Annotated in this window: 19 protein-coding genes; 1 reads left to right on the forward strand and 18 read right to left on the reverse strand. The window is 55.7% G+C overall.

Annotation, left to right across the window (positions count from 1 at the left end; translation table 11 throughout):
* The 9 genes from M8006_RS12430 to M8006_RS12470 form a co-directional block, all read right to left on the reverse strand.
* Nucleotides 1-1443: retention module-containing protein (locus M8006_RS12430; protein ID WP_250082662.1), on the reverse strand; the 1443-nt coding region annotated here is incomplete at its 3' end.
* Between the two features lie 233 nt (nucleotides 1444-1676).
* Nucleotides 1677-2324, reverse strand: a complete 648-nt coding sequence (locus M8006_RS12435; protein ID WP_250082664.1) for a response regulator transcription factor — start codon at nucleotides 2322-2324, stop codon at nucleotides 1677-1679.
* Nucleotides 2324-3751 carry an HlyD family type I secretion periplasmic adaptor subunit gene (locus tag M8006_RS12440; RefSeq protein WP_250082665.1) on the reverse strand — a complete coding sequence of 476 codons (1428 nt, stop codon included), beginning with the start codon at nucleotides 3749-3751 and terminating at the stop codon, nucleotides 2324-2326. The genes M8006_RS12435 and M8006_RS12440 overlap by 1 nt, the downstream gene beginning before the upstream one ends.
* Nucleotides 3751-5919 (reverse strand): type I secretion system permease/ATPase, encoded by a 2169-nt coding sequence (locus M8006_RS12445; protein WP_250082667.1) that lies wholly within the window; start codon nucleotides 5917-5919, stop codon nucleotides 3751-3753. Before M8006_RS12445 ends, M8006_RS12440 begins: the two co-directional genes overlap by 1 nt.
* 123 nt (nucleotides 5920-6042) lie before the next feature.
* Nucleotides 6043-8178: a TolC family outer membrane protein gene (locus M8006_RS12450; RefSeq protein ID WP_250082669.1), complete on the reverse strand. Its 2136-nt coding sequence runs from the start codon at nucleotides 8176-8178 to the stop codon at nucleotides 6043-6045.
* 476 nt (nucleotides 8179-8654) lie between these two features.
* Complete coding sequence (gene glmS, locus M8006_RS12455) at nucleotides 8655-10508, reverse strand: glutamine--fructose-6-phosphate transaminase (isomerizing) (RefSeq protein ID WP_250082670.1); 1854 nt, start codon at nucleotides 10506-10508, stop codon at nucleotides 8655-8657.
* A gap of 69 nt (nucleotides 10509-10577) precedes the next feature.
* Nucleotides 10578-11963 (reverse strand): bifunctional UDP-N-acetylglucosamine diphosphorylase/glucosamine-1-phosphate N-acetyltransferase GlmU, encoded by a 1386-nt coding sequence (glmU, locus tag M8006_RS12460; RefSeq protein ID WP_250082671.1) that lies wholly within the window; start codon nucleotides 11961-11963, stop codon nucleotides 10578-10580.
* Nucleotides 11964-11967: 4 nt separating this feature from the next.
* On the reverse strand, nucleotides 11968-13065 hold the full coding sequence (locus M8006_RS12465; RefSeq protein WP_250082673.1) for an FAD:protein FMN transferase: 1098 nt from the start codon (nucleotides 13063-13065) through the stop codon (nucleotides 11968-11970).
* 23 nt (nucleotides 13066-13088) lie between these two features.
* The gene (locus tag M8006_RS12470) at nucleotides 13089-13889 is read right to left on the reverse strand and encodes an undecaprenyl-diphosphate phosphatase (RefSeq protein WP_250082675.1); all 801 of its coding nucleotides are present in this window, start codon (nucleotides 13887-13889) and stop codon (nucleotides 13089-13091) included.
* Nucleotides 13890-14075: 186 nt separating this feature from the next.
* Between M8006_RS12470 and M8006_RS12475 the strand changes: the two genes are divergently transcribed.
* Nucleotides 14076-15272 (forward strand): cation diffusion facilitator family transporter, encoded by a 1197-nt coding sequence (locus M8006_RS12475; RefSeq protein WP_250082677.1) that lies wholly within the window; start codon nucleotides 14076-14078, stop codon nucleotides 15270-15272.
* A 4-nt stretch (nucleotides 15273-15276) separates the two neighbouring features.
* Here the strand turns inward: M8006_RS12475 and mgtE are convergent, their stop codons facing one another.
* From mgtE to atpB, 9 genes are all read right to left on the reverse strand, one after another.
* Nucleotides 15277-16659 (reverse strand): magnesium transporter, encoded by a 1383-nt coding sequence (gene mgtE / locus M8006_RS12480; RefSeq protein ID WP_250082678.1) that lies wholly within the window; start codon nucleotides 16657-16659, stop codon nucleotides 15277-15279.
* A 153-nt stretch (nucleotides 16660-16812) separates the two neighbouring features.
* Nucleotides 16813-17241, reverse strand: a complete 429-nt coding sequence (locus M8006_RS12485; RefSeq protein WP_250082681.1) for a F0F1 ATP synthase subunit epsilon — start codon at nucleotides 17239-17241, stop codon at nucleotides 16813-16815.
* Between the two features lie 24 nt (nucleotides 17242-17265).
* A complete protein-coding gene (gene atpD, locus M8006_RS12490; RefSeq protein ID WP_250082683.1) occupies nucleotides 17266-18645 on the reverse strand; it encodes a F0F1 ATP synthase subunit beta in 1380 nt (459 codons plus the stop codon).
* Nucleotides 18646-18720: 75 nt separating this feature from the next.
* Nucleotides 18721-19605 carry a F0F1 ATP synthase subunit gamma gene (gene atpG / locus M8006_RS12495; RefSeq protein WP_250082684.1) on the reverse strand — a complete coding sequence of 295 codons (885 nt, stop codon included), beginning with the start codon at nucleotides 19603-19605 and terminating at the stop codon, nucleotides 18721-18723.
* Nucleotides 19606-19673: 68 nt separating this feature from the next.
* Complete coding sequence (gene atpA / locus M8006_RS12500; protein ID WP_250082686.1) at nucleotides 19674-21218, reverse strand: F0F1 ATP synthase subunit alpha; 1545 nt, start codon at nucleotides 21216-21218, stop codon at nucleotides 19674-19676.
* 16 nt (nucleotides 21219-21234) lie between these two features.
* Nucleotides 21235-21771 carry a F0F1 ATP synthase subunit delta gene (locus tag M8006_RS12505; protein WP_250082688.1) on the reverse strand — a complete coding sequence of 179 codons (537 nt, stop codon included), beginning with the start codon at nucleotides 21769-21771 and terminating at the stop codon, nucleotides 21235-21237.
* A gap of 11 nt (nucleotides 21772-21782) precedes the next feature.
* Complete coding sequence (locus tag M8006_RS12510; RefSeq protein WP_250082689.1) at nucleotides 21783-22253, reverse strand: F0F1 ATP synthase subunit B; 471 nt, start codon at nucleotides 22251-22253, stop codon at nucleotides 21783-21785.
* A gap of 78 nt (nucleotides 22254-22331) precedes the next feature.
* Nucleotides 22332-22559 carry a F0F1 ATP synthase subunit C gene (atpE, locus tag M8006_RS12515; protein WP_179930397.1) on the reverse strand — a complete coding sequence of 76 codons (228 nt, stop codon included), beginning with the start codon at nucleotides 22557-22559 and terminating at the stop codon, nucleotides 22332-22334.
* A gap of 59 nt (nucleotides 22560-22618) precedes the next feature.
* Complete coding sequence (atpB, locus tag M8006_RS12520) at nucleotides 22619-23446, reverse strand: F0F1 ATP synthase subunit A (RefSeq protein ID WP_250082691.1); 828 nt, start codon at nucleotides 23444-23446, stop codon at nucleotides 22619-22621.
* Nucleotides 23447-23458 lie beyond the last annotated feature (12 nt).

The raw sequence follows: 23458 nt of genomic DNA on the forward strand, positions 1-23458 counted from the left end.
GGCCAGCAGCGTGTCGGGCTGGATGGTCAGCGCGGTGTCTTCTTCGGTGGTCAGCGCGTCGTCGCTGGCATCGGTGGCGTTGTCGTCTTCCGGTGTCGGGGTGTCGTTGACCGGCGTGACGTCAACCGTGACCGTGGCGCTGGCCGTGCCGCCATTGCCGTCGTCAACGGTGTAGTCGAACTGGGCGTCACCGTTGAAGTCGGCGGCGGGCGTGAAGGTGATCGTGCCGTCGCCGTTCAGGGCTACCGTGCCGTTGGTGGCATTGCCCACGCTGGTGATGGTCAGCGTGTCACCGTCGGGATCCGTGTCGTTGGCCAGCAGCGTGTCGGGCTGGATGGTCAGCGCGGTGTCTTCTTCGGTGGTCAGCGCGTCGTCGCTGGCATCGGTGGCGTTGTCGTCTTCCGGTGTCGGGGTGTCGTTGACCGGCGTGACGTCAACCTCAAGAGTCGACTCAACAGTATCCTCACCGTCGGTAACTTGATAGATGGCAGACGCTACTTCGCCGCCGTAGTTCTCCGCAGGTGTGAAATTAAACTCACCAGTCTCGGCAATAGTGAGGGTGCCCACGCCTTCTTCGGTGAGTGTCTCACCAGCCGCTGCGGTTTGTTCGTACCAAGTGAAATCGACCACCGCGGCGGCATTCGGGCCGTCCGGGTTCTGAGTATTATCGAGGACGTTACCGGTGGCGGCCGTGTCTTCGTCAGTGGTAATTAACTCGCCTTCGTCCGTGAGGATATTTATTGGCTCAGGCTCAGGAGTCGGTTCGGGCTCTGGAGTCGGCTCGGGTTCCGGAGTCGGCTCGGGTTCCGGAGTCGGCTCAGGTTCTGGAGTGGGTTCAGGCTCAGGTTCTGGAGTGGGTTCAGGCTCAGGAGTCGGCTCGGGCTCAGGAGTCGGCTCGGGCTCGGGTACCGGAGTCGGTTCAGGCTCAGGGGTGGGCTCGGTTTCTGGGTCGTCGGCGACGGCATCGTCTAGCGCTGCAAACTCAACTGTATCAGGACCACCATCTACACCGCCCGCAAAATCAAACTGCAGGCCTTGAACGGATTCATCGATGCGCGCGAGCTGGACGAAGTCGGAACCTCCGCCGCCGCCACCGGCAGCACCACCGCCTGCGGCAGTCGCTTCTAAGAGCTCGAGCAGGTCACCGTCTTCTTCTTCCAGTGCAGAGAGGAGCGCTTCTACCTCTGCGTCCTGAGCGACGGTTTCTTCTTCGGTAGGGGCGTTTTCGGCATCCACGTCATTGGTGATAGCGACTGCTGCGTCGGCACCAATTGAGGTGGGCGGCAAGCCGTCGTCAAAATCAAGCTGTACATTGCCGTTGGTAGAGGTGACGAGCGTTTCGCCTTCCTGTAGAGCGTCGCCGACGGCCAGTTCGCGCAAGTTGCCGTCAGCATCGCGTGCCCAGGCCTGACCAGTAATGGTAACGACGGTTGCAATACTCATAGGAGTCATCCTCTAACAACAGAAATAAGGTTTTATATTGATAGTTAGATTAGACAAGGATTGGCAAGCTTAATATTGGACCGTGGTACAGGAGGGGGACTATTTCGGTAGGCACTTCATACATGCCGGGCTGATGGCGAGTGCATGCCCGGCGGCAGAGAAAACGCGAATAGCTGAGCGGCGAAGCTGACACATTGCTATCCCAAAATGGTGACATCGCCGCTTGGTACTGACTACTTGGAAGAAGAGAAGATGGGGGTGTCAGTCACCTTTGCTGCGGGACCTTTTCCGGTCAGCTTGATGATCAGCTGTAACCGGTCATGGATATCGAGCTTGGCGAAGATAGCGGTCAAGTGGGCTTTTACAGTTCTTTCGGTGATATCGAGCTCTCGTGCCACGACTTTATTGCTGGCACCCTTGGCAACCGCCAACGCCACTTCGCGCTCGCGTTGGGTCAGCGCTTCCAGCACCGATGTTTGAACCTGCTGGTCACCATTGAGTAACCGCCAGGTACTGCCCATGACGTGCGCCATCAGATCAGGTGGCACCCAAATACCCTGATGCATTACCACAGTGGCGATTTGCTTCAACGTATCAGCGGGGCTTAGCGCGTGGGCGTAGCCTCTTGCCCCTTGTTGCAGCGCGTCCATTGCCGCTGAGTTATTGGGCATCATTGAGAGGACAACGACAGTGCCGCGCTGCGCCAGACGGCGAATAAGAGAAGAGCCGTCAACGGCATGTTCTTCTTTTAGCACCCATACTAGAGTGTCAGCATCCGCCTGCGCCTCAGCTTGTTCGGCAGTAACGCATTTCGCCTCAGCGAAGGCGGCCTGCCAGCGGGGCATTAATGCCTGGTCTTGCGTGATAAAAAGGTGGTCCATCAGCGTTCCCCTAATGAATTATTCCACGCGCGCAGGACGGGTTTCAGGAGAAACTCCATCACTGTGCGCTTGCCGGTCATGATATCGACCTGGGCCGTCATGCCGGGAATGATGTCCATGTCTTCGTTATTGATCTCACCCTGTTCGGTACGTACCTTTACGCGATAGAAGGTGTTGTCATCGTCGTCGGTAATCGTGTCGGCACTGATGTTTTCCAGCTCGGCTTTTAAACCGCCATACTGGGAATAGTCGTAGGCCGTCAGTTTGACGGTTGCCTCCTGCCCTGGTTTCAGGAACGCAATGTCCTGGGGGGCGATGCGCGCCTCGACCAGTAGCCGGTCGTCAGTAGGAATAATATCGACGACTTCCTGACCGGCTTGAGCAACGCCTCCAATGGTTGTGATATGCAGGGTTTGCACGATCCCTTTTACCGGCGAGCGAATATCGGCGAGCTGGACGCGATTCTTTAAGCCCGAACTGCCTTCATTGAGCGCCGATATTTCACTTAGCGTATCGGCCAGGTCGTTGCGCCATTGGCTACGCCGTTCGGCGCCTAACTCGCGCAACTGTGATCGGCTTTCTTCAACGGCCGCTTCCAGCCGCTCAATGGCCGCATTGGCTTGATCCCGCTCACCCCGATTGCGGGACACTTCGCGTTCCAGACGCAGCACTTCGACTTCCGATACCGCTCCAGAGGCTAACAAGGGCCGCGTTAGCTGAAGCTCTTCATTGGCCATTTGTAGCTCGCGGCTGGCCGTATCTCGACGCAGCCGTGCTTCAAGCAGTTCGGCTTCACGCTGACGGATGCGGTCGCGAATGACGGTTTCCTGCTCGCGCAGCTCGTTGAGTCGGCTCGCGTAGACCTCGCGCTCCTGGGAAACGGCCAACGGCGCCTCAGCCAGCAGATCGTCGTCGGGCGAAAAAGGCGTATCGGTTACCAGGGCACGAAGACGTTCAGCTCTTGCGCGTAGTGCCTGGGCCTGGACCCGATTTTCACGAAAATCGGACACAAAGCGCGTTGGGTCGATACGCATGACAATTTCGCCCGCCTCGACCATCTGACCTTCCTGAACGAGGACTTCTTGAACCACGCCGCCGTCAAATGACTGAACGCGCTGCAGCTGTTGTGAGGGGATGACGCGCCCCTGGCCACGGGTGACTTCGTCAATTTCCGCAAAAGAAGCCCAAACGATCAGCGCGATGATGGCCAGTACGATGCCATAAAGAAATCCGCGTGCACGAAGCGGGTCCTGCTGCATGCGCGCCCAATCAGCGTCACTGGCCCAGTCGCGGTTGATATGGGCCGACGTGACGCGCTTGGAAAACAAGCGATCCATAAACGGGCGAAAGGGTTTACCGCCTTTTTCGCTGAACCGTCCCAGCGCTTCAAAGCCTTGCTGTTCGGCAGATTTACGCTTTTTCGCCATTAGCTCGCCCTCCCGACCTGGCCTTTCCGCAAGGCTTCGACGACTTGCTCGCGCGGGCCATCGGCAACAACTTTGCCCGCGTCCATCACGATAATGCGGTCGACAAGCGAGAGCAGCGACGTACGGTGGGTAACGATCACCATGGTTTTTTCTTGACTGAAACGCGTCAGGTTTTTCTTAATCACCTCTTCGCTGGCGTGGTCCATCGCGCTGGTGGGTTCGTCGAGCAGCAGCACGCTCGGGTTATTGACCAGCGCGCGCGCGATGGCGACCGATTGACGCTGACCGCCGGAGAGCATGTTGCCACCCTCACCCACCGGCAGATCGAGACCATGAGGGTGTGATTTCACCAGTGACTCAAGGCCGCTCAATTTGACTGCCTCAAGCAGCGCGTCGTCATCAACGCCCTCGCTGCCACCGCCGGCGACGATGTTTTCGCGCAGCGTGCCAAAAAACAGCGCAATATCTTGCGGCACGTAGCCAATATGTCGCCGCAATTGCATGGGGTCAAACTGACGTATATCGACGTCGTCCAGGAAGATGGCACCGCCGGTGGGCTGGTAAAGCGCTAGCAGCAGTTTGCTGAGGGTTGATTTACCCGAACCGATACGGCCAATCAATGCGACCTTTTCACCCGGTTTAAGCCGAAAGCTGACGTCGTTAAGCGCACTGCGCTCTGCCTCTGGGTAGCTCAGGCTGACGCCGTCGAATTTGATATCGCCGTGTACCACGGGGCGGTTGATATAGGCTTTGCCTTCAACGCGCTCAGTGGGCTTGTCCATTACCTCATTGAGCGATTCAAGCGCCGTGGATGACTGGTGGTATTGGGCCATCAGCCCTGCCGCCTGGCTGATCGGCGCCATCGCCCGAGAAGATAACAGGTAAGCAGCGATCAAGCCCCCTTGGGTCAAGTCACCTTCGATGATCATGTAGACACCGATGATGATGATCGCCACCGCCACCGTATGCTGTGTCCACAGCGCCACACTGGTGACGGACGAACTGACTAGGCGTAATTGCGCCGCCGTGCGCGACAGAAACGCCGACGCTCGCTCCCACATGCCCTGCAAGCGGCTTTCACTGCGCAGCGTCTTGACGGTTTCCAGATTGCCGACAGCTTCTACCAACGTGGCATTTCGCTGAGCGCCGATGCGCCAGGTGGTTTCAGAGAGTTCGTGCAGCTTGCTCTGCGCGGCCAGTGCATAAAGCAAAACAAACACCGCGCCGACCACAATGGGAATTACCAGCGGCACACCGATCAGCGCGATAATCGCGGCAAACATGATGACAAAAGGCAGATCCACAAGCGCGACAATGGTGGCAGAGCCAATAAACGCCCGCACAGACTCGAAAGATTGCAGCGTGGCGGTAAACGAGCCGGTAGACGCTGGCTTGGCCTCCATACGCATACCGAGCACGCGTGACATGATGCTGGAGGTCAGCTTCACGTCGGCACGGCTGGCGGCCAAGTCCACAAAGGCGTTGCGCATCAAGCGCAGCGCCAGATCAAAACACAGCACGATAAAGATACCGACGGCGAGCACCCAGAGCGTTTCGGTGGCCGCGTTGGGGACTACCCTGTCGTAAACGTTCATCACAAACAGGGGCATGGCAACGGCAAACAGGTTAATGACCGCCGAGCCGATCAACACATCACGGTATAGTTTGCGGTTCTCGCGGATAACGCCCCAAAACCAGTGCCGCGAGCGCTGCTTTTTAACCTCGGGGCCACGCGCATCAAAGCGGAACTTGGGCCTGACATAGGCCGCTTGGCCGCTGTAAGCGTCTTGCAAGCCAGCCAGGCTTACAATAGAGCTCGCTTCGCCAAGCTCGGGGAAAATGACGTCCGCCTGGCCATTTTTAAGGTCTAGATTAAGCAGCACACAGGCGCGCCCCGACTCCAGTAGCAAAATCGCCGGAAACAAGGCAGGGTTTAGCTGTGAAAGGCGTGATTTGACGAGCCGAGTCGTTAGATCAGCACGCGCTGCCGCACGTCCCAATACACCGGGCGTCAGCCTGCCTTCCTCAAGCGGGAGACCGGCAATAAGCGCTTCTCGTGTGGCATCGTGATGATGAATAGATGCCACGGCGATTAAACACTCTAGAAGCTCGTCGGTATCAGTTCGATTAGATAGTTCGTCTGATGCTACGTCTTTTTCGTTAGACACACATACCCCAATTCATAAATGCGGCCTGCCCAGATTAGTGCGCCTAGCGATGTTGTCTCGCGCTCTTATCCTTATAAAGAAAACAGAAAGAACGCGAAACAACCTACAGCGCCACCCTCTTACTTAGCTGTTGACGGGAAACGCTTCATCAAACCCCATATCACTCAACTGGCGACGAAGGCTTGGCACGGCATCAGCGGTGGTGCCTACCTGAACGCGGTAAAATCCCCCACCGTCAACGATGCGAATCGGCATACTTAAAGATTGCTCAAGCGTTACTTGCAAGTCAGCGGCAGACGCTGGATCGCTTAAGGCTGCTACCTGAAAGAACGTCTCATCTTGGGGCGATTGCGGCATTAAAGACGTTTGACGCTCACTAAAAGATGGATTGTTGGCTGTTTCTTGGCGTGTTTCGATTGTCACTTCGACACGACGATTTTGTCGGCGACCATTTACTGTTGCATTGCTCGCTATTGGCTCGTTTGAACCAAACCCTTCTGTCTGGATCAAGCCTCCATCAACGCCTTGTTGGGTAAGAAATGCCCCGACGCTTTCAGCACGACGACGCGACAACGGATCGTTGATCGCATCTGAACCAGTATTATCAGCATGCCCAGCAATATAAACACGGGCCACGTTGGCACGACCACGAATGCTGTCAGCCAGTGACATAAGCTCTTGACGCGCACCGGCACTGAGTTCAGCACTGTTAATAGCAAAAATAGCATCAGCCGAAAGCGTTACATCGGGTGCCCGCGCTGGCGGTGCCACTGACGTTAACGTTTGCTGGCCGACCAAGTCTTCCAACGTATAGTTAGCAGGCGCTTGAGTCGGGCAGATAGCCTCGGCATTCAACTCAACGCCATCGCTACCCAGATCTGACAGACTTGGCATATCAGCGCGAGATACGTCCAGGGTGCGCATCAAATGCCCCATTGAAGCTAGCGTCTCGGCGTCGGCTATCGCGACGTCATACTGAGCATTAACGTAAGCCCGGCTGGCTTCAAAGAATTCGTTTTCACTATCCAGCACGTCGAGCAAGGTACGCTCGCCGATGTCGAACTGCTGCTGATAAGCGCCGCGTACCCGGTCAATGGATTGGCGATGCTGATTCAGGTACTGCATCTGCTCACGTAGCCGCTGGGTATCGCCATAGGCGATCTGGGTCGTTTGACGAACGTTGCGACAAGCCAACTCACGATTGTCGACGGCTTCCTCGATGCGTTCGCTCGCGGCACGGAATGAGGCCAGATCTGAACCGCCCCGGTATAGATTCATGCTGGCAACCAGTTCAATGCTGCTTTGATCACGACGACCGATGGCTGACGAATCATCGTTGTTACTACCGGTGCGTCCAACGATATCCACCCGCGGATGAAAACCTGATTGCGTAATATTTTGCTCCGCACGAGATGCGGCAATATCTTCAATCGCGGCATGAAAGTCAGGATTACCTTCAAAGGCAAGATTGACCGCTTCTTGAACCGAGCTGGGCAATTCATCTGACAATTCTGGCGTCGCTTCGAGGTTTTCAACCGGCAGGTCGCCAACGATGCGATTGTAGCGGGCAGAGACGTCATGCAAATTTGACGCCTCTGTCATTAAATTAGATTCAGCAAGCGCGACACGGCCGGTGATTTGTTCCAAATCAACGCCGCGGCCTGCGCCGGAAAGTGCGCGTTCTTCAATTTGGTCGTACACGCGCATGTGTTCACGGTAGTTATCCTGTGCCAGCCTTACCAGCTCGCGATAGCGCAGCACATCCGCGTAAGCCCTAGTCGCTTCCAGGGCAACGGTTTCACTGGCACCTAATAGTTCGTAGTAACGTACTAATTCTGCCCGGTCTAACTGCTCTACTCGACTGGCAGTCGCAAAACCGTCGTAGACCATTTGGGTCAATTCGAGCTGCACAAAATCAGTGTCGTTGCTGCCGCGGCCATCTCCTTCGACGGACTCTCGCTCTACACCAGCGGTGGCATCCACGCTCGGCAGATAACCGCCCCAAGCTTCGTCTCTATCGTAACCCGCCGCATTAAAGGCGCGGAACGCCGCATTAACTTCAGGATTCTGGGTGATCGCCTGTTGGACAGTCTCTTGCAGATTGGCTGACCCCGGTATGGACATACCGGAGGGCAGTGACTGCGCCATCGCCTGGCTGAGTGGAAGAAGTGTCAGGCTGGTGCTGATAGCGGCTGCCTGAATGATACGCGTCAAACCAAATCGTTGGTAAAACGTGTTGGTGCAACTGATTTTTTTCATCTGTGGTCCCCTCATGGAATATGAGACAGCGACTGCAGCAAAACCACCGCAATCACCGATAGCAATTGATACGTTATTTTTCATCGCGGGACTCACCTAACACTTACGATGTTCAGGTGGCGCATCCATTCCCGGCTTCCTTACCTTGGTGGTGCTTGGCTCTAGGGCTTGCGTTGCAGCATCACTCATCAAAAAAGCTTAAGCACTTTGATGACTTTTTGCCTATTTTTTGCCTACAGCTCATAAGCCACATCATAATAATTAATGTAAGCAACTGTAAGCCAAAATTACATCATATACAAAATTTCGATGACTTTCTTATTTAGTGAGACAGCTTCCGAGCCGTCAGTGAGAAGACCAGAGTCGACTGGCAAGAAACCGCCCGTCGCTGCCACATTGTTGGCCGATCACCAACTTTTTTATTTTGTTACCAACTTTATCATCCTCCCACAAACGCTTATCCGCTATTTTCTGCGCTACTCGACTGTCACGCTCTTGGCTAGGTTCCTCGGTTGGTCGACGTCGGTACCTTTGAGTACCGCAACATGGTAGCTCAAAAGCTGTAGCGGCAGCGTATAAAGCAGCGGTGCAAGCGCTTCGTGAATGTGCGGCAGGTGCAGCACTTGCGTATCATCGTGAGCGTGAATGCCGACGTTTTTGTCCGCAAAGACAAACAGTTGACCGCCGCGGGCGCGGACTTCCTGCAGGTTGGATTTCAGCTTTTCCAGCAAGTCGTCGTTGGGGGCGACCGAAATCACCGGCATTTCACTATCCACCAGCGCCAGCGGCCCATGCTTAAGCTCACCCGCCGGGTAGGCTTCGGCGTGGATATAGGAAATTTCTTTAAGCTTGAGCGCGCCTTCCAGCGCGACGGGAAAATGGGCGCCGCGGCCGAGAAACAGCGCGTGATGCTTTTCGGCAAAGGCCTGGGAGAGCGCTTCAATTTCGTCATCAAGCGCCAGTACTTGCTGGCAAATCGGTGCCAACGCCTTAAGCGCCTGAACGATTTTCCCCTGCTCGCCCGCCTCTAACGGCGCATCACAACGGCTTTTAGCCAGCGACAGGGTAAATAGCATCAAAGCGATAAGCTGGGTGGTGAAGGCTTTGGTTGAGGCAACCCCAATCTCGGGCCCGGCGCGGGTCATCAGGGTCAAATCGGATTCGCGTACCAAGGAGCTTCCCGGCACGTTGCAGATACCCAGCGCCCCGATATAGCCAAGCGTTTTGGCGTAGCGCAGCGCGGCCAGTGTATCGGCGGTTTCACCCGACTGTGAAAGCGTGACAAACAGTGTGCCCTCCGGCACCACCGGGTAGCGGTAACGGTACTCAGACGCCACCTCGACCTGCACCGGCACGCCAGCGTAGCGCTCTAGCCAATAGCGCGCCACTAAGCCCGCATGGTAACTGGTGCCACACGCGATAATATGAATGTGCTGGGTACGAGCAAACAATTCTGCCGCCTCAGGGCCAAAGCTTTCCACCAACACCTCGGTCTCGCTTAACCGCCCTTCTAGCGCTGCGTTGATCACCGTCGGCTGCTCATAGATTTCTTTGAGCATAAAGTGACGGTATTCACCTTTACTCGCCGCCCCGTCACCGTGCTCAAACACATGAATCGGGCGCTCAACCGGCTGGCCGTCGCGGTCGACGATGCGAATATGGCCGCCGTCTCGTAGCTCGACCACATCGCCTTCTTCGAGGTAGATAAAGCGGTCAGTAACCGGCAAAAGAGCCAGCGGGTCGGAGGCAAGAAAGGCTTCATCGATCCCCACGCCCACGACCAGCGGGCTACCTTGGCGGGCGCCGATGACTACGTCAGATTCGTTGACGCTCATCACGGCCAGCGCATAAGCACCGCCCAGGTCGTGCACGATGCGTTGCACAGCGGCAAACAATCCGCCGCGCTCGTCGGAGGCGTCACCCAACGCATCGTTGAGTAAGTGAGCGATGACTTCGGTGTCGGTTTCCGAGGTAAAAACATGGCCGGTGGCTTGTAAGCATGCTTTGGTGCGTTCGTGGTTTTCGATAATGCCGTTATGCACTACGGCGACGCGGTCGCCACTGTGGTGCGGGTGCGCATTAGCCTCAGAGGGTTTGCCATGGGTAGCCCAACGAGTGTGGGCAATGCCGATAAGGCCCGGTAGCGGCGTTTTGGCAACGCAGGTTTCAAGGGCGGCCACCTTACCCGTCGCACGATGGCGGGTGAGCGCCCCTTGGTGCATCACGGTCATGCCGGCTGAATCATAGCCGCGATACTCCAGGCGCTTTAAGCCTTCGAGCAAAATCCCTTGCACGTTGCGCTGGGCAACAGCGCCGACAATGCCACACATAGCTTCTCTCCTCTTTTCGCCTTGGCCCTGACTGCCTAGGTGCTTTTTACTTAAGCCCTGCTTTTACCGTCACAAATCGCTACGTTTTTGCGGCCGCGGCCAGTCGGCTTTTTCGATCTGGCGGCCGAGGGTGACCGCCAAAGCGTGGTCGGGCACATCTTTACCAATGGTGGAACCGGCGCCCACGGTAGCGCCAAGGCCAACCGATACCGGCGCGACCAGGGCGCTATTGGAGCCGATAAAAGCACCATCGCCGATCTCGGTGCGGTGTTTGTTAACGCCATCGTAGTTGCAGGTAATCGTGCCCGCCCCCACGTTAACCTCTCGACCTAAGCGCGCATCGCCGACGTAGCTTAGGTGATTGATTTTACTGCCCTCACCCACATCGGCATTTTTAGTCTCAACGAAATTACCCACTTTGGCCTTTACTGCCAGGCGAGTGCCAGGTCGCAAGCGGGCGAAGGGGCCAATCTGGTTGCGCCCGGCCGCCACGCACTGTTCCAGTACGCTGTGAGAGTCGATTACGCTTTCAGCGCCAATAGTGGCGCTTTTAATCACACAGTAGGGGCCGATTTTCACGCCCTCGCCTAGCTCAACATCGCCCTCAAACACGCAGCCGACATCAATAAACACATCGTGGCCGCACGTCAGCGTGCCGCGAACATCCAACCGTGCCGGGTCGGCCAAAGCGACGCCTTGCGCCATCAGTTTCTCAGCCAGTTGGGTTTGATACGCACGCTCTAACCGCGCCATTTGCGCACGATTATTGACGCCTTCCACTTCAACCGGCGTGGCGGGTTGCGCGGTGGCAACGCTGACGCCTTCTTCGGCCGCCATCGCGATCACATCGGTTAAGTAGTACTCGCCCTGGGCGTTGTCATCCGAGAGTTTAGGCAGCCAGCGCTTAAGCTGGGCGCCGGTAAGCGCCATGATACCGGTATTGCATTCACGGATGGCAAGTTCGTCGTCGTTGGCATCTTTTTGCTCGACAATCGCCACCGCCTCCCCGGCGTCGTTGCGCACGATGCGCCCATAGCCAGCCGGGTCATCCAGCGTGACGGTCAAAAGCCCCAGGTGCTGTTTATCGACACGCTCCAACAGGGCAATTAACGTTTCGCGTCGAATCAGTGGCACATCGCCATAAAGAATCAGCACCTTGCCATTGCCAAGCTGAGGAAGCGTTTGTGCCACGGCGTGGCCGGTACCTTTTTGCTCGGCCTGTAGGGCAAACCGTACCGGCGTATCAATGTATCGATCACTCAAAGCATCGCGCAGCATGTCGGCGCCGTGGCCAATCACCACGTGGGTACGCACTGGGTTTAGCGTTGCGGCAGTATCTAGCACATGACGCACCATCGGTTTGCCCGCTAACGTGTGCAGCACTTTAGGCAGTGGCGAGCGCATACGTGTGCCTTTACCGGCGGCCAGAATGACAATATCGAGTTCGGCGTGCATCGCGTTATCCTTTTTCAGCATCCGTGGCAACGTCAATTTCAAGTTCTTCCAACAGCGTTTGACCGAAGAATCGGGCAAACGCTGGGCTCGCGAGGCTACGCCACGTTTCACCATCGCGAATCAACATTAAAACGCTAAGATCGTGTTCGCGCGCCAGCGCCATACCCGACGTTTCTCCCACCACGAGCAGCGCCGTTGCCCACGCATCCGCCCAAGCGTTAGATGGGTGAAATATCGACACCGAGGCCAGTCCATGAGTGATCGGTTTGCCGCTGCGCGGATCGAGGGTGTGCGAGTAGCGCTTTCCTTCTATCTCGAAGTAGTTGCGATAATCGCCCGAGGTCGCCACCGACAAGTTTTCCAGCGGGATAACATGCTGTGCGGTTTGTGGGCCATCGGTGGGTACTTCGATACCCACGCGCCACAACGTTTCTTCATCGGGGTCGCGATAGCCGCGCGCAATCAGATCACCGCCCAGATTCACCAAGTAGTGCTCGATACCTTGCTGGTCAAGATACGCGGCCACGCGGTCAGTTGCGTGGCCTTTGGCCACGGCGGAAAGATCGACAAACACATCGCGCGTGCGCTGCGCCTGCATGGATTGCGTATCAACGTCGAGCGCATCAAACCCCACCTGCTCAAGGCGCTCGTTTAGCACGGTGTCAGACGGCACTTCCTCGGGGCGTGCCTCGGGGCCAAAGCTCCACAGGTTGACCAGATCGCCAATGGTGACATCAAACGCGCCGTTACTGGCCTCAGCGACCGACTGGCTAATCGCCATCACCTCGATGAGCGCGTTGGAAAGCGGCTGCCACTCCCTCAGCGGTGCCTGGTTGAACGCCATCAGCTCGGCATCATCGCGGTAGGTCGACATCGACTGATCAACCTGGTCGAGCTGCGCTTTTATGCCCTCTTCCAGCGTTTTCGCTTCACCTTGAGTGAGCGCATCGGCGATGGTGACTTGATAAAAACTGCCAAAGACGGGACCGTCTAATGTTATCGGTGACGCCAGCGGGCGTTCGCTTTCAGACGAGCAGCCTACTAAGGCGAAGGCGCTGATAACCAGCAGGCCAAACACGGAGTTGAGAGGGCTTGTTCGCACGTTGTTGTTCCCGTTTATTGGGTTTAAGAATGAAAAAACCATAGCAGCCAGGCCCCAAAAATCACGCGATAAAGCACAAAGGGCTGCATCCCCAAGCGTTTTATTAAGCGCAAAAACACGTGAATACACCCATAGGCGCTTATCCCGGACAGTAGCGCCCCAAAGATTAACACGGACCAATTGATCGCTTGCGGCTGCTGGATTAGCCCGACGGTTTCAAGACTACCTGCCAGTACAATCACCGGAATGGAGAGCAGAAACGAAAATCGCGCCGCGCCTTCACGGCTCATGCCGACCAAAAGCGCAGCGGTGATGGTAATACCCGAGCGCGAGGTGCCGGGAATCAGCGCCAGCACCTGCGCTGCGCCAATCACCAAAACATCGCGTAGACAAAGATGATACTCGCTACGAGTGCCGCGCTGATTCCAGTCGGCATACCCCAGAAGCACGCCGAATCCTATCAAGCTCAAGCCAATAACCAGCGTCGAGCGCATATACCCTTCGATCACATCATGGAGCACAAAGCCCACGGCACATACCGGCAACGTGGCTAATACGACCCATAGCGCAAGCATCGCTTCACGGTTCACCCCGTGCCCACACAGGGCCGCTAAGCTGCTGGCCACCATGCCCCACACTTCGTGGCGAAAGTAGACCACCACCGCCGCCAAACTACCGATATGCAGCGCGACATCAAAGGCAAGCCCTTGATCTTGCCAATCGGTGAGTACCGGTACCAAAATCAAATGGGCTGAGCTTGAAATCGGCAAAAACTCTGTTAGCCCTTGCACCACCGCCAGCACAATAACCTGTAACCAATCCATCTAAAGTTCCGTTGTATTAACACGTAGGTTGGATAACCGTCATAATGGAAATGCGACCCTTCAATGGCGTTCAAGGATACACGCCGCTTTCTCACTTGTCCGCACCCTAAGGGCTTGGGCTATGGGGCAATTTGCTGCAATGCGCTACAATGGCACCTCATTGCAAGCGTGCTCGCAAGGTAGCCCATGACACCCAATGCCCAAACACCTCAAGAGCCGACTCACGCAGAAAACAGCCGTGAGGCGAAGCGCGTCACCACGATCGGTGCATGGCTAGACGGTATCTTGAGCGCAGTCAAAGTGGTCGTGGGCTCGTTGGTTGGTTCTGCCGCGCTGATCGCTGATGGCATTCACTCGCTGTCTGATTTGATCACCGACGGTTTTGTTTTCGCGGCGATTCATTACGGTCATCAAGGGCCTGACGAGGATCACCAGTACGGTCACGGCCGGATCGAAACCCTCACCACTCTCCTGCTAGGAAGTGTACTGATCTTTGTCGCGGGCGGTATTGCCTGGTCAAGCCTGGATCGTTTGTTCAGTGGCGCTGATGTTAGCGCGCCAGGTGTGTTCGCCATTGTGGTGACGGTCATTGCATTACTTAGTAAAGAGTGGATCTACCGCTACACCATGCAAGTCGCCAGACGCGTCGGATCTAAACTGCTTGAGGCCAACGCCTGGCACTCGCGCAGCGATGCGCTTTCTACCGCCGTGGTGCTGGTGGCCTTGATCGGGGCACAATTTGGTCTCGGCTGGTTGGATGCGGTCGCGGCCGTCATTGTGGGCCTGCTCGTTGGCAAAGTCGGCTGGGATCTTCTGTGGGATTCCGCCCGAGAACTCGTGGACACCGCCCTACCGGAAGACGCACAACAGCAAATGCAAGCCGTGGCCGAAAGCGTGCCGGGCGTGGATAGCATTCACGACTTGCGCACACGCCAATCCGCAGGGTGGGTCATGGTGGATTTACACGTGGTGGTGGGGCCGAAAGTCAGCGTTTCCGAAGCGCATGAAATCGGTAACGAAGTCAGCCGTCGCCTACGGCGCGCCTTTCCCGCGCTGACCGATGTAATTTTCCACATTGATCCCGAAGATGATGCGGGTGAAGGTGACCCCAGCCGCCTGCCCGGTTTGCCACTGCGCCCGGAAGTGGAAGCCATGCTAAATGAACGCTGGTACAAGCACCCGGTATGGCGCACGCTATCCGATCTTCAGCTACATTATTTAGATGGCAAAATTTCCGTCTCATTAATTGTCGGCGATGCCATTCACCAGCCCCCGCAGTGCCTCGCCAGTCAGCTAAAAGCGTTGGCCAGTGATATCGAATGGCTCGGCAACGTTGAGGTGATGTTTATCACTCGCGCGACCAGTAATATGTCGTCGCGCTAGCGGGCTAGGCGCCTGCCAAAATCGCTGAGGCGATGCTGAAATAAATCACGACACCTGAGGCATCGATTAGCGTGGTGACCAGTGGTGCCGAGGCGGTCGCCGGGTCGACTTTAAAACGTTCCAACACAAACGGCAGGCACATACCAATAAGGCTACCGAACAGCACGATGGTCACCATGCTCAATGCCACGATCATCGCCACCGCTTCGCCGCCGCGCATAATACCTATCGGCGTCACGGCCACTGCCATTGTGATACCCAGCGCACCCGCCACTAACAGCTCGCGTCCAAGCATTCTGCCCCAATCTTTTACTCCCACGTCACCGGTTGCCATCCCGCGCACCATCAGGGTAGCCGCCTGTGCGCCAGCGTTACCGCCTGAGCCAATCAACAGCGGAAGGAAAAACACCAGCGCGACTTCCAAGGCAATGGTGTCTTCAAAATAAGCGATCCCCGCCCCCGAAAACAGGTTGGCAAATACCAAAAGCACCAGCCACAGCACCCGCTTACGGTAGAGGCTCCATAGCGGTACACGGCTAATGCCACTTTCAAGCGCGCCAATGGACATCCCTTTGTGGATATCTTCGGTCGCTTCGGACTCTGCCACGTCCATGGCGTCATCATGGGTGACAATACCTACCATGCGATTGTCGCTGTCAATCACCGGCAGGGCGATTAAATCGTAGCGCGCCACAATACGGGCCACGTCTTCCTGCACTTGATCCACTGCCGTACTGATGACGTCTTTGATCATAATGTCATCAACGAGCGCCCCTGGTCGCGCCACCATCAGTTGACGCAGCGACATCGTGCCGATCAGCTGCCCGTCGCCGGCGAGAATATAAAGCTGGTAGACCGTTTCTGCGTCTGGCGCGGTTTGGCGCACGCGCATCAATGCTTGGGACACCGTCATGCCACTGGCTATGGCCACATAGTCAGAGGTCATGATAGCGCCAGCCGTACCTTCTTCATAACTGGCAAGACGCTTTAAGTCTTCGCGCTCTCGGTGCGCCATCCGCCGCAGAAGCGCCTCGCGCCGATCATCCCCCAGCAAATTAAACAGGTCAGCACGTTCATCTGAGCTCATCTCTTCAAGTAACGTGAGCACCTGGCCGTCGGGAAGTTTGCCCACCACGTCGAGTTGGTTATCCCCAGGTAAATAACCCAAAACGTTAGCCGCGCGCTCATCGGAAAGCAGATCCAAGACGCCAATCGTCGTGCTAAGCGCATCATCCTCTTCGATCAACGCTTCGAGGATCTCACCGATATCCGCTGAGCGAATTTCGCTCAACCGCTCGACAAACGCCTCTTTGTTCGGTCCTTCGTCGGAAAATGCTTCAAGCAGATCGGCTTTTAATGCCTCTAGGGTCTCATCATTTAGCGACATAGTGGTTCCCCCTTTGTGTCGCCGTTACACGTGCCCACACGCGTGGTGATGGACGTCGTTATCGCCTTCATACGCCATAATACCAGACAAAAAAAACGCCCCTTAAACCCAATGCAAGGTTTAAGGGGCGTGCGTTACGCCAAACGCGTGGATTTAGCCTTTACCTGCCTTCTTACGCAGTTGCTGAATCGTACGCAATTGGGCAACCGCTTCAGCCAGCTCAGCAGCGGCACGTGTGTAATCCAATTCAGACGACTTATCGTTGAAGGCACGCAGTGCCTGCTGACGCGCTTCCTGAGCCGCTGCCTCATCGAGATCAGCAGCACGTGAGGCAGCATCGGCCAAAATGGTCACGACATCCGGCTGCACTTCCATGAAACCACCGGAGACAAAGAAATTATCCTCTTTGCCACCGTCATAAATAACACGGATCGGGCCCGGCTGAAGCTCAGTCAGCAACGGAGCGTGCCCCGGCAATACGCCGAGGTCGCCCATCACGCCAGAAGCAATCACCTGCTCTACTGAGCCTGAAAAGATGGATGCTTCTGCGCTGACGATATTGCAAGTGAAGCTATTCGCCATAGCGAATCCCCCTGGTAGACGGGATTACTTCTTCATCTGGTTGGCTTTCTCGACGGCTTCGTCGATGGTGCCGACCATGTAGAAGGCCTGTTCCGGCATGTCGTCGTATTCGCCAGCGAGAATGCCCTGGAAGCTGCTGATCGTATCTTTCAGCGGCACATATTTACCTGGCGCACCGGTAAACACCTCGGCGACGAAGAAAGGCTGCGACAAGAAGCGCTGGATTTTACGCGCCCGGGAAACGGCCAGCTTGTCTTCATCCGACAGCTCGTCCATACCCAGAATCGCGATAATATCCTTGAGCTCTTTGTAACGCTGTAGAACGCCTTGCACACCGCGAGCCACGTTGTAGTGCTCATCACCCACCACCAGCGGATCTAGCTGGCGCGAGGTAGAGTCCAACGGATCAATCGCTGGGTAGATACCTAGCTCGGCGATGGAACGCGCCAGTACCACGGTGGCGTCCAGGTGCGAAAAGGTGGTCGCCGGTGATGGATCGGTCAAGTCATCTGCCGGTACATAAACCGCTTGTACGGAGGTGATTGAGCCGGTTTTCGTCGAGGTAATACGCTCCTGCAGCACGCCCATCTCTTCAGCGAGTGTTGGCTGATAACCTACCGCCGATGGCATACGACCCAACAGGGCCGACACTTCGGTACCTGCTAGGGTATAGCGGTAGATGTTATCGACGAACAGCAGAACGTCGCGGCCTTCATCACGAAATTTCTCGGCGATGGTCAGACCGGTTAGCGCCACGCGCAAACGGTTACCCGGAGGCTCATTCATCTGACCATACACCAACGATACCTTATCGATAACGTTGGAATCGGTCATTTCATGATAGAAGTCGTTACCTTCACGGGTACGCTCACCGACACCGGCGAATACCGAATAACCACTGTGCTCAGTCGCAATGTTGCGGATAAGCTCCATCATGTTAACGGTTTTACCCACCCCAGCGCCGCCGAACAGGCCGACTTTACCGCCTTTGGCGAAGGGGCAAACCAAGTCGATCACCTTGATACCGGTTTCCAGCAGCTCTTCAGATGCTGATTGTTCCGCATAGCTCGGCGCTTTACGGTGAATCGGCATCCGCTCATCTTCACCGATATCACCGGCTTCATCGATTGGCTGGCCGAGCACGTTCATGATACGTCCCAGCGTGGCTTTACCCACGGGGACTGAAATCGCCGCCCCGGTACTGGTCACATCCATGCCGCGTTTGAGCCCCTCGGTGGAGCCCATGGCGATAGTGCGCACCACGCCATCGCCCAGCTGTTGCTGGACTTCCAGAACCGTCTCGGCTCCCGAAATATTCAGCGCGTCGTAGACCTTGGGCACTGAGTCCCGCGGAAACTCTACGTCAATCACCGCGCCGATGATTTGTACGATACGTCCGCTCATCTTGGTTCCTCTCAAAAACCTGCAAATGAAACCTGTCTGCTGGGAGCGCCCTTGCAAGAGCGCACTCCCTAGGCGTTATACGGCAGCGGCGCCGCCGACGATTTCAGAAATTTCCTGGGTAATGGCGGCCTGACGGGCCTTGTTGTAGACCATTTCCAGATCGTCGATCAGGTCGCCAGCGTTGTCGGTGGCGCTCTTCATCGCAATCATGCGTGCCGCCTGCTCACAGGCGCCGTTCTCCACAACTGCCTGATAAACCTGTGATTCAACGAAGCGGACCAACAAGTTATCAAGTAACGCCTTTGCATCCGGTTCATACAGGTAGTCCCAGCTTCTGGGACGGGCGTTTTCATCGTCTTGCTCGTCGGCACCCATATTGGGCGACAGCGGAAGAAGCTGACGCAGCACCGGCTGTTGCGTCATGGTATTAACGAATTCGTTATGTACCACAATTAAGCGGTCCAAACGTCCTTCGTCATACGCTTCGAGCATGACCTTTACGCTACCAATTAGATCTTCGACCGTGGGCGATTCGCCCAGGCCACTTTTTGCCGCCACCAGCTTACCGCCATACTTATTAAAGAAGCTGCTCGCTTTACTGCCCAGCGCACAGAATTCAAGCTCTGCCCCCTGGTCACGCCAAGCGGCGGCATCCTTTAACACGGTCTTGAACAAGTTATGGTTCAAGCCGCCACAGAGGCCGCGATCCGTGGAAACCACAATATAACCAACGCGCTTCACCTCGGTACGCTCGACCATATAGTCGTGCTTATACTCGGGGTTGGCATCGGCAATGTGGGCAACCACGTTGCGGATCTGCTTGGCGTAAGGCTGACTGGCCTTCATCAGATCTTGCGCTTTACGCATTTTCGATGCAGCCACCATTTCCATGGCACTGGTAATCTTCTGCGTATTTTTAATGCTCCCGATCTGGGTGCGTATCTCTTTTGCAGCTGCCATAGCGATCTACCTTTCGTTCGTGGCTCTCAGAAAAGCATCCAGGCCCGCCCGAGAGCAGGCCATAGGCATTACCAAGTCTGAGTCGCCTTGAACTGTTCGAGACCCGACTTCAAGCCGCTTTGAATCTCATCGTTGTAGTCGCCAGTCTGGTTGATCTTGTCGAGCATGTCGCTGTGTTCAGACTTCATGTAATCATGCAACGCACTTTCGAAGTCCAGCACCTTTTTCACATCAACATCATCCAGATAGCCTTCGTTAGCGGCGTACAGCGTCAAGGCCATTTCCGCCACCGACATCGGCGAGTACTGACTCTGTTTCATCAGCTCAGTCACACGCTCACCGTGTTCGAGCTGCTTACGCGTGGCTTCGTCAAGATCTGAGGCGAACTGCGAAAACGCCGCCAGCTCACGATACTGAGCCAATGCCAAACGCACACTGCCGCCCAACTTCTTGATGATCTTGGTTTGTGCCGAACCGCCGACACGCGACACCGAAAGACCCGCGTTGATCGCCGGACGGATACCCGAGTTAAACAGGTTCGTCTCAAGAAATATCTGACCGTCGGTGATCGAGATCACGTTAGTCGGAACGAACGCGGAAACGTCACCGCCTTGGGTTTCGATGATCGGCAGCGCGGTCAATGAACCGGTTTTGCCTTTCACTTCGCCATTGGTGAACTTCTCAACGTAGTCGACGTTGACGCGCGCCGCGCGCTCGAGCAGACGCGAGTGGAGATAGAAAACATCCCCTGGATACGCTTCACGTCCCGGCGGACGGCGCAACAGCAGCGATACCTGACGATAGGCGACTGCCTGCTTAGACAGGTCGTCATACACAATCATGGCATCTTCGCCGCGGTCGCGGAAATATTCGCCCATCGTGCAGCCAGCATACGCAGCAAGGAACTGCATCGGTGCCGGGTCAGCGGCGCCCGCTGCGACAACGATGGTATGCTCCATCGCACCATGTTCTTCGAGTTTGCGCACTACGTTGGCAATGGTCGATTGCTTTTGACCAATGGCAACGTAAACACAGGTAACGCCCTTGCCTTTCTGGTTGATGATGGCATCAATGGCAATGGCGGACTTACCGATCTGGCGGTCACCGATGATCAGCTCACGCTGACCACGACCGATCGGTACCATTGAGTCAATCGATTTGAGACCCGTTTGGATCGGCTCATCGACGGATTGACGGGTGATAACACCGGGCGCCACTTTTTCGACGGCGTCGGTCATCTTGGCGTTAATATCGCCTTTAGCGTCAATCGGATTACCCAGCGCATCGACCACACGGCCGATCAGTTCCGGGCCTACCGGCACTTCGAGGATACGACCGGTACATTGAGCGGTCATACCTTCTTCGAGCTGCAAGTAGTCACCCAGCACCACGGCACCCACGGAGTCACGCTCCAGGTTAAGTACCATGCCGAAAATACTGCCGGGGAATTCAATCATTTCACCGAACATCGCGTCTTCGAGGCCGTGAACTTTCACGATACCGTCGGATACGCTGACGATGGTGCCCTGATTACGGGCTTCAGATGCGACGTCAAGCTTTTCAATTCGCTGCTTGATGATGTCGCTGATCTCGGAAGGATTCAGTTGCTGCATGCCATGTCCCTCAAACTCAAGTGGTCAGCGCGTCAGAAAGGCGGTTTAATCGACCGCGCACCGAACCGTCAATGACGGTATCGCCGGCACGCAGGATGACACCACCAATTAGCGTCTTGTCCACCTGAGTGGTAATGGAGATTTCGCGATTCAGACGTTTTTTAAGCGCGTTAGTCAGCTTGGTTTGCTGCTTACTGTCGAGCTTAAAGGCTGACGTCACGGTTACGTCGATACGCTGTTCGTGTTCCGCGCGAAGTTGCTCGAACTGCTCGGCAATCGCCTTCAACGCTACGAGACGATATTGATGCGCTAGATTTGTCAGAAAACGCTCAAGGGCATCGTCCTGCTTTTCGGGCAACATACCCGTCAAGATCGATACTTTCTTTTCGTTTTCAAGCTTTGGGCTACCCAGCAGATAACGTACGTTGCCATCCGCTACAGCATAACCCAAAAAGCCAAGAGCATAAGACCAGGCATCTAGCGCATTGTGATCACGCGCATATTCGAACGCCGCCTTAGCGTAAGGACGAGCGACGGTGAGTAGTTCCGCCATGGTTCACCTCCTTACAGTTCAGCAGCAAGCTCATCAAGCAACTTGCGGTGCGCTTTTTCGTCAACGGAGCCTTCAAGTATTCGCTCAGCACCGATAACCGCTAGATGAGACACTTGTGCGCGCAAATCTTCTTTCGCACGCTGCATTTCTTGATCAATCTCGGCACGTGCACCGACTAGCAAACGTTCGCCTTCAGCACGTGCTTGCTCCCGTGCTTCTTCAACGATCTGGGCAGAGCGCTTATTCGCCTGTTCCAGAATTTGAGAAGCTTGCTCTTTGCTCTCTTGCAGCGTCTGTGACGCCTGCTCTTGAGCGAGCTCAAGGTCACGGGAAGCACGGCTTGCCGCGTCCAAACCGTCAGCAATTTTCTTCTGACGCTCGTGGAGCGCAGTGCTGATGGGTGGCCACACGTACTTTATGCAAAACCAGACAAAGATCGCGAAGGCGATCGTTTGCCCGATAAGCGTCATGTTGATATTCACAGGGATGTACCTCTGACTGTATTCGTGGCGACCGGAGTGTGGCAAAACCGAGCGGAAAGCCGCCCGGCAGTGCTGTTATTAACCGGCAACAACGAAGATCAGGTACATCGCAATACCAACACCGATCATCGGAACGGCGTCAAGCAGACCGGCCATGAGGAAGGTTTTGGTTTGCAGCTGATCGCTCATTTCCGGCTGACGAGCGGTAGATTCGATAAGCTTGCCGCCCAAGATAGCGAAGCCAATGCCAGTACCCAGGGCACCAAGGCCGATCATGATAGAAGCGGCAATGTAGATGAGTTCCATGGTAGTACTCCTAGTTTTTCAAGTTGAGGTTGAAGGTTTGGGGTTAAGGCGTTGCTCAATTAGTGATGTTCGTGTGCAGAACTTAGATACACAACGGACAGCACGGTAAAGATAAATGCCTGCAGAACGATAATAAGGATATGGAAGATCGCCCACGGCACATCCAACAGCCAGATGGCCCAGAACGGCAACAGGGCAATCAGGATGAAGATAACTTCCCCGGCAAACATATTACCGAAAAGTCGCATAGCGAGACTGAAAGGCTTTACCAGTAGCGCAACAACTTCAAGGAGAAGATTGAAAGGAATTAGAGCCCAGTGGTTAAACGGGGTAAACGATAATTCTTTAGCAAAACCACCCACCCCTTTGATCTTGATGCTGTAGTAAATGATCAAACAGAAAACGCCAAAGGCCATGCCCAAGGTAGCGTTCGGATCGGTAGTGGGAACAATCTTCATGTAATCCACACCCAATCGTTTGAACAGTTCCGGGAAGTAGTCAACCGGAAGGATCTTGAGCGTGTTCATGAACAAGATCCAAACAAAAAGCGTCAGAGCAAGAGGTGCAATCTTCGAGTTCTTACCGTGAAAGGTCGCTCGCGTCATGTTTTCGACAAATTCGAACACCATTTCGACGATATTTTGCAACGTTCCCGGAACGCCGGTGGTGGCCACTTTACCCGCTTTACGGAAAACCCAGATGAACAGCAGGCCCATAGCAATCGACCACCCCATGGTATCAAGGTGAATCGCCCAGAAGCCCATTTCGCGCGCTTCTTCTGCAGAGTGGGCCAGCGACCAGCCGTTTTCCGGGTGCTTGCCAAACGTTAAGTTCTGCAAGTGGTGCTGGATATAGTAAGCCGGCGAGACTTCGTTTCCTGCTGCCATGGAACTATTACC

Source organism: Halomonas llamarensis, from assembly GCF_023555005.1.
Lineage (GTDB): Bacteria > Pseudomonadota > Gammaproteobacteria > Pseudomonadales > Halomonadaceae > Vreelandella > Vreelandella llamarensis.

Excerpts from the sequence above, each read along its gene's own strand:
- glmU (WP_250082671.1), bottom strand. The coding sequence starts at position 11,963 with ATGCACGCCGAACTCGATATTGTCATTCTGGCCGCCGGTAAAGGCACA.
- M8006_RS12475 (WP_250082677.1), top strand. The coding sequence starts at position 14,076 with ATGACACCCAATGCCCAAACACCTCAAGAGCCGACTCACGCAGAAAAC.
- M8006_RS12470 (WP_250082675.1), bottom strand. The coding sequence starts at position 13,889 with ATGGATTGGTTACAGGTTATTGTGCTGGCGGTGGTGCAAGGGCTAACA.
- glmS (WP_250082670.1), bottom strand. The coding sequence starts at position 10,508 with ATGTGTGGCATTGTCGGCGCTGTTGCCCAGCGCAACGTGCAAGGGATT.
- atpA (WP_250082686.1), bottom strand. The coding sequence starts at position 21,218 with ATGCAGCAACTGAATCCTTCCGAGATCAGCGACATCATCAAGCAGCGA.
- M8006_RS12435 (WP_250082664.1), bottom strand. The coding sequence starts at position 2,324 with ATGGACCACCTTTTTATCACGCAAGACCAGGCATTAATGCCCCGCTGG.
- atpB (WP_250082691.1), bottom strand. The coding sequence starts at position 23,446 with ATGGCAGCAGGAAACGAAGTCTCGCCGGCTTACTATATCCAGCACCAC.
- mgtE (WP_250082678.1), bottom strand. The coding sequence starts at position 16,659 with ATGTCGCTAAATGATGAGACCCTAGAGGCATTAAAAGCCGATCTGCTT.
- M8006_RS12505 (WP_250082688.1), bottom strand. The coding sequence starts at position 21,771 with ATGGCGGAACTACTCACCGTCGCTCGTCCTTACGCTAAGGCGGCGTTC.
- M8006_RS12440 (WP_250082665.1), bottom strand. The coding sequence starts at position 3,751 with ATGGCGAAAAAGCGTAAATCTGCCGAACAGCAAGGCTTTGAAGCGCTG.
- M8006_RS12485 (WP_250082681.1), bottom strand. The coding sequence starts at position 17,241 with ATGGCGAATAGCTTCACTTGCAATATCGTCAGCGCAGAAGCATCCATC.
- M8006_RS12450 (WP_250082669.1), bottom strand. The coding sequence starts at position 8,178 with ATGAAAAAAATCAGTTGCACCAACACGTTTTACCAACGATTTGGTTTG.
- atpD (WP_250082683.1), bottom strand. The coding sequence starts at position 18,645 with ATGAGCGGACGTATCGTACAAATCATCGGCGCGGTGATTGACGTAGAG.
- atpG (WP_250082684.1), bottom strand. The coding sequence starts at position 19,605 with ATGGCAGCTGCAAAAGAGATACGCACCCAGATCGGGAGCATTAAAAAT.
- atpE (WP_179930397.1), bottom strand. The coding sequence starts at position 22,559 with ATGGAACTCATCTACATTGCCGCTTCTATCATGATCGGCCTTGGTGCC.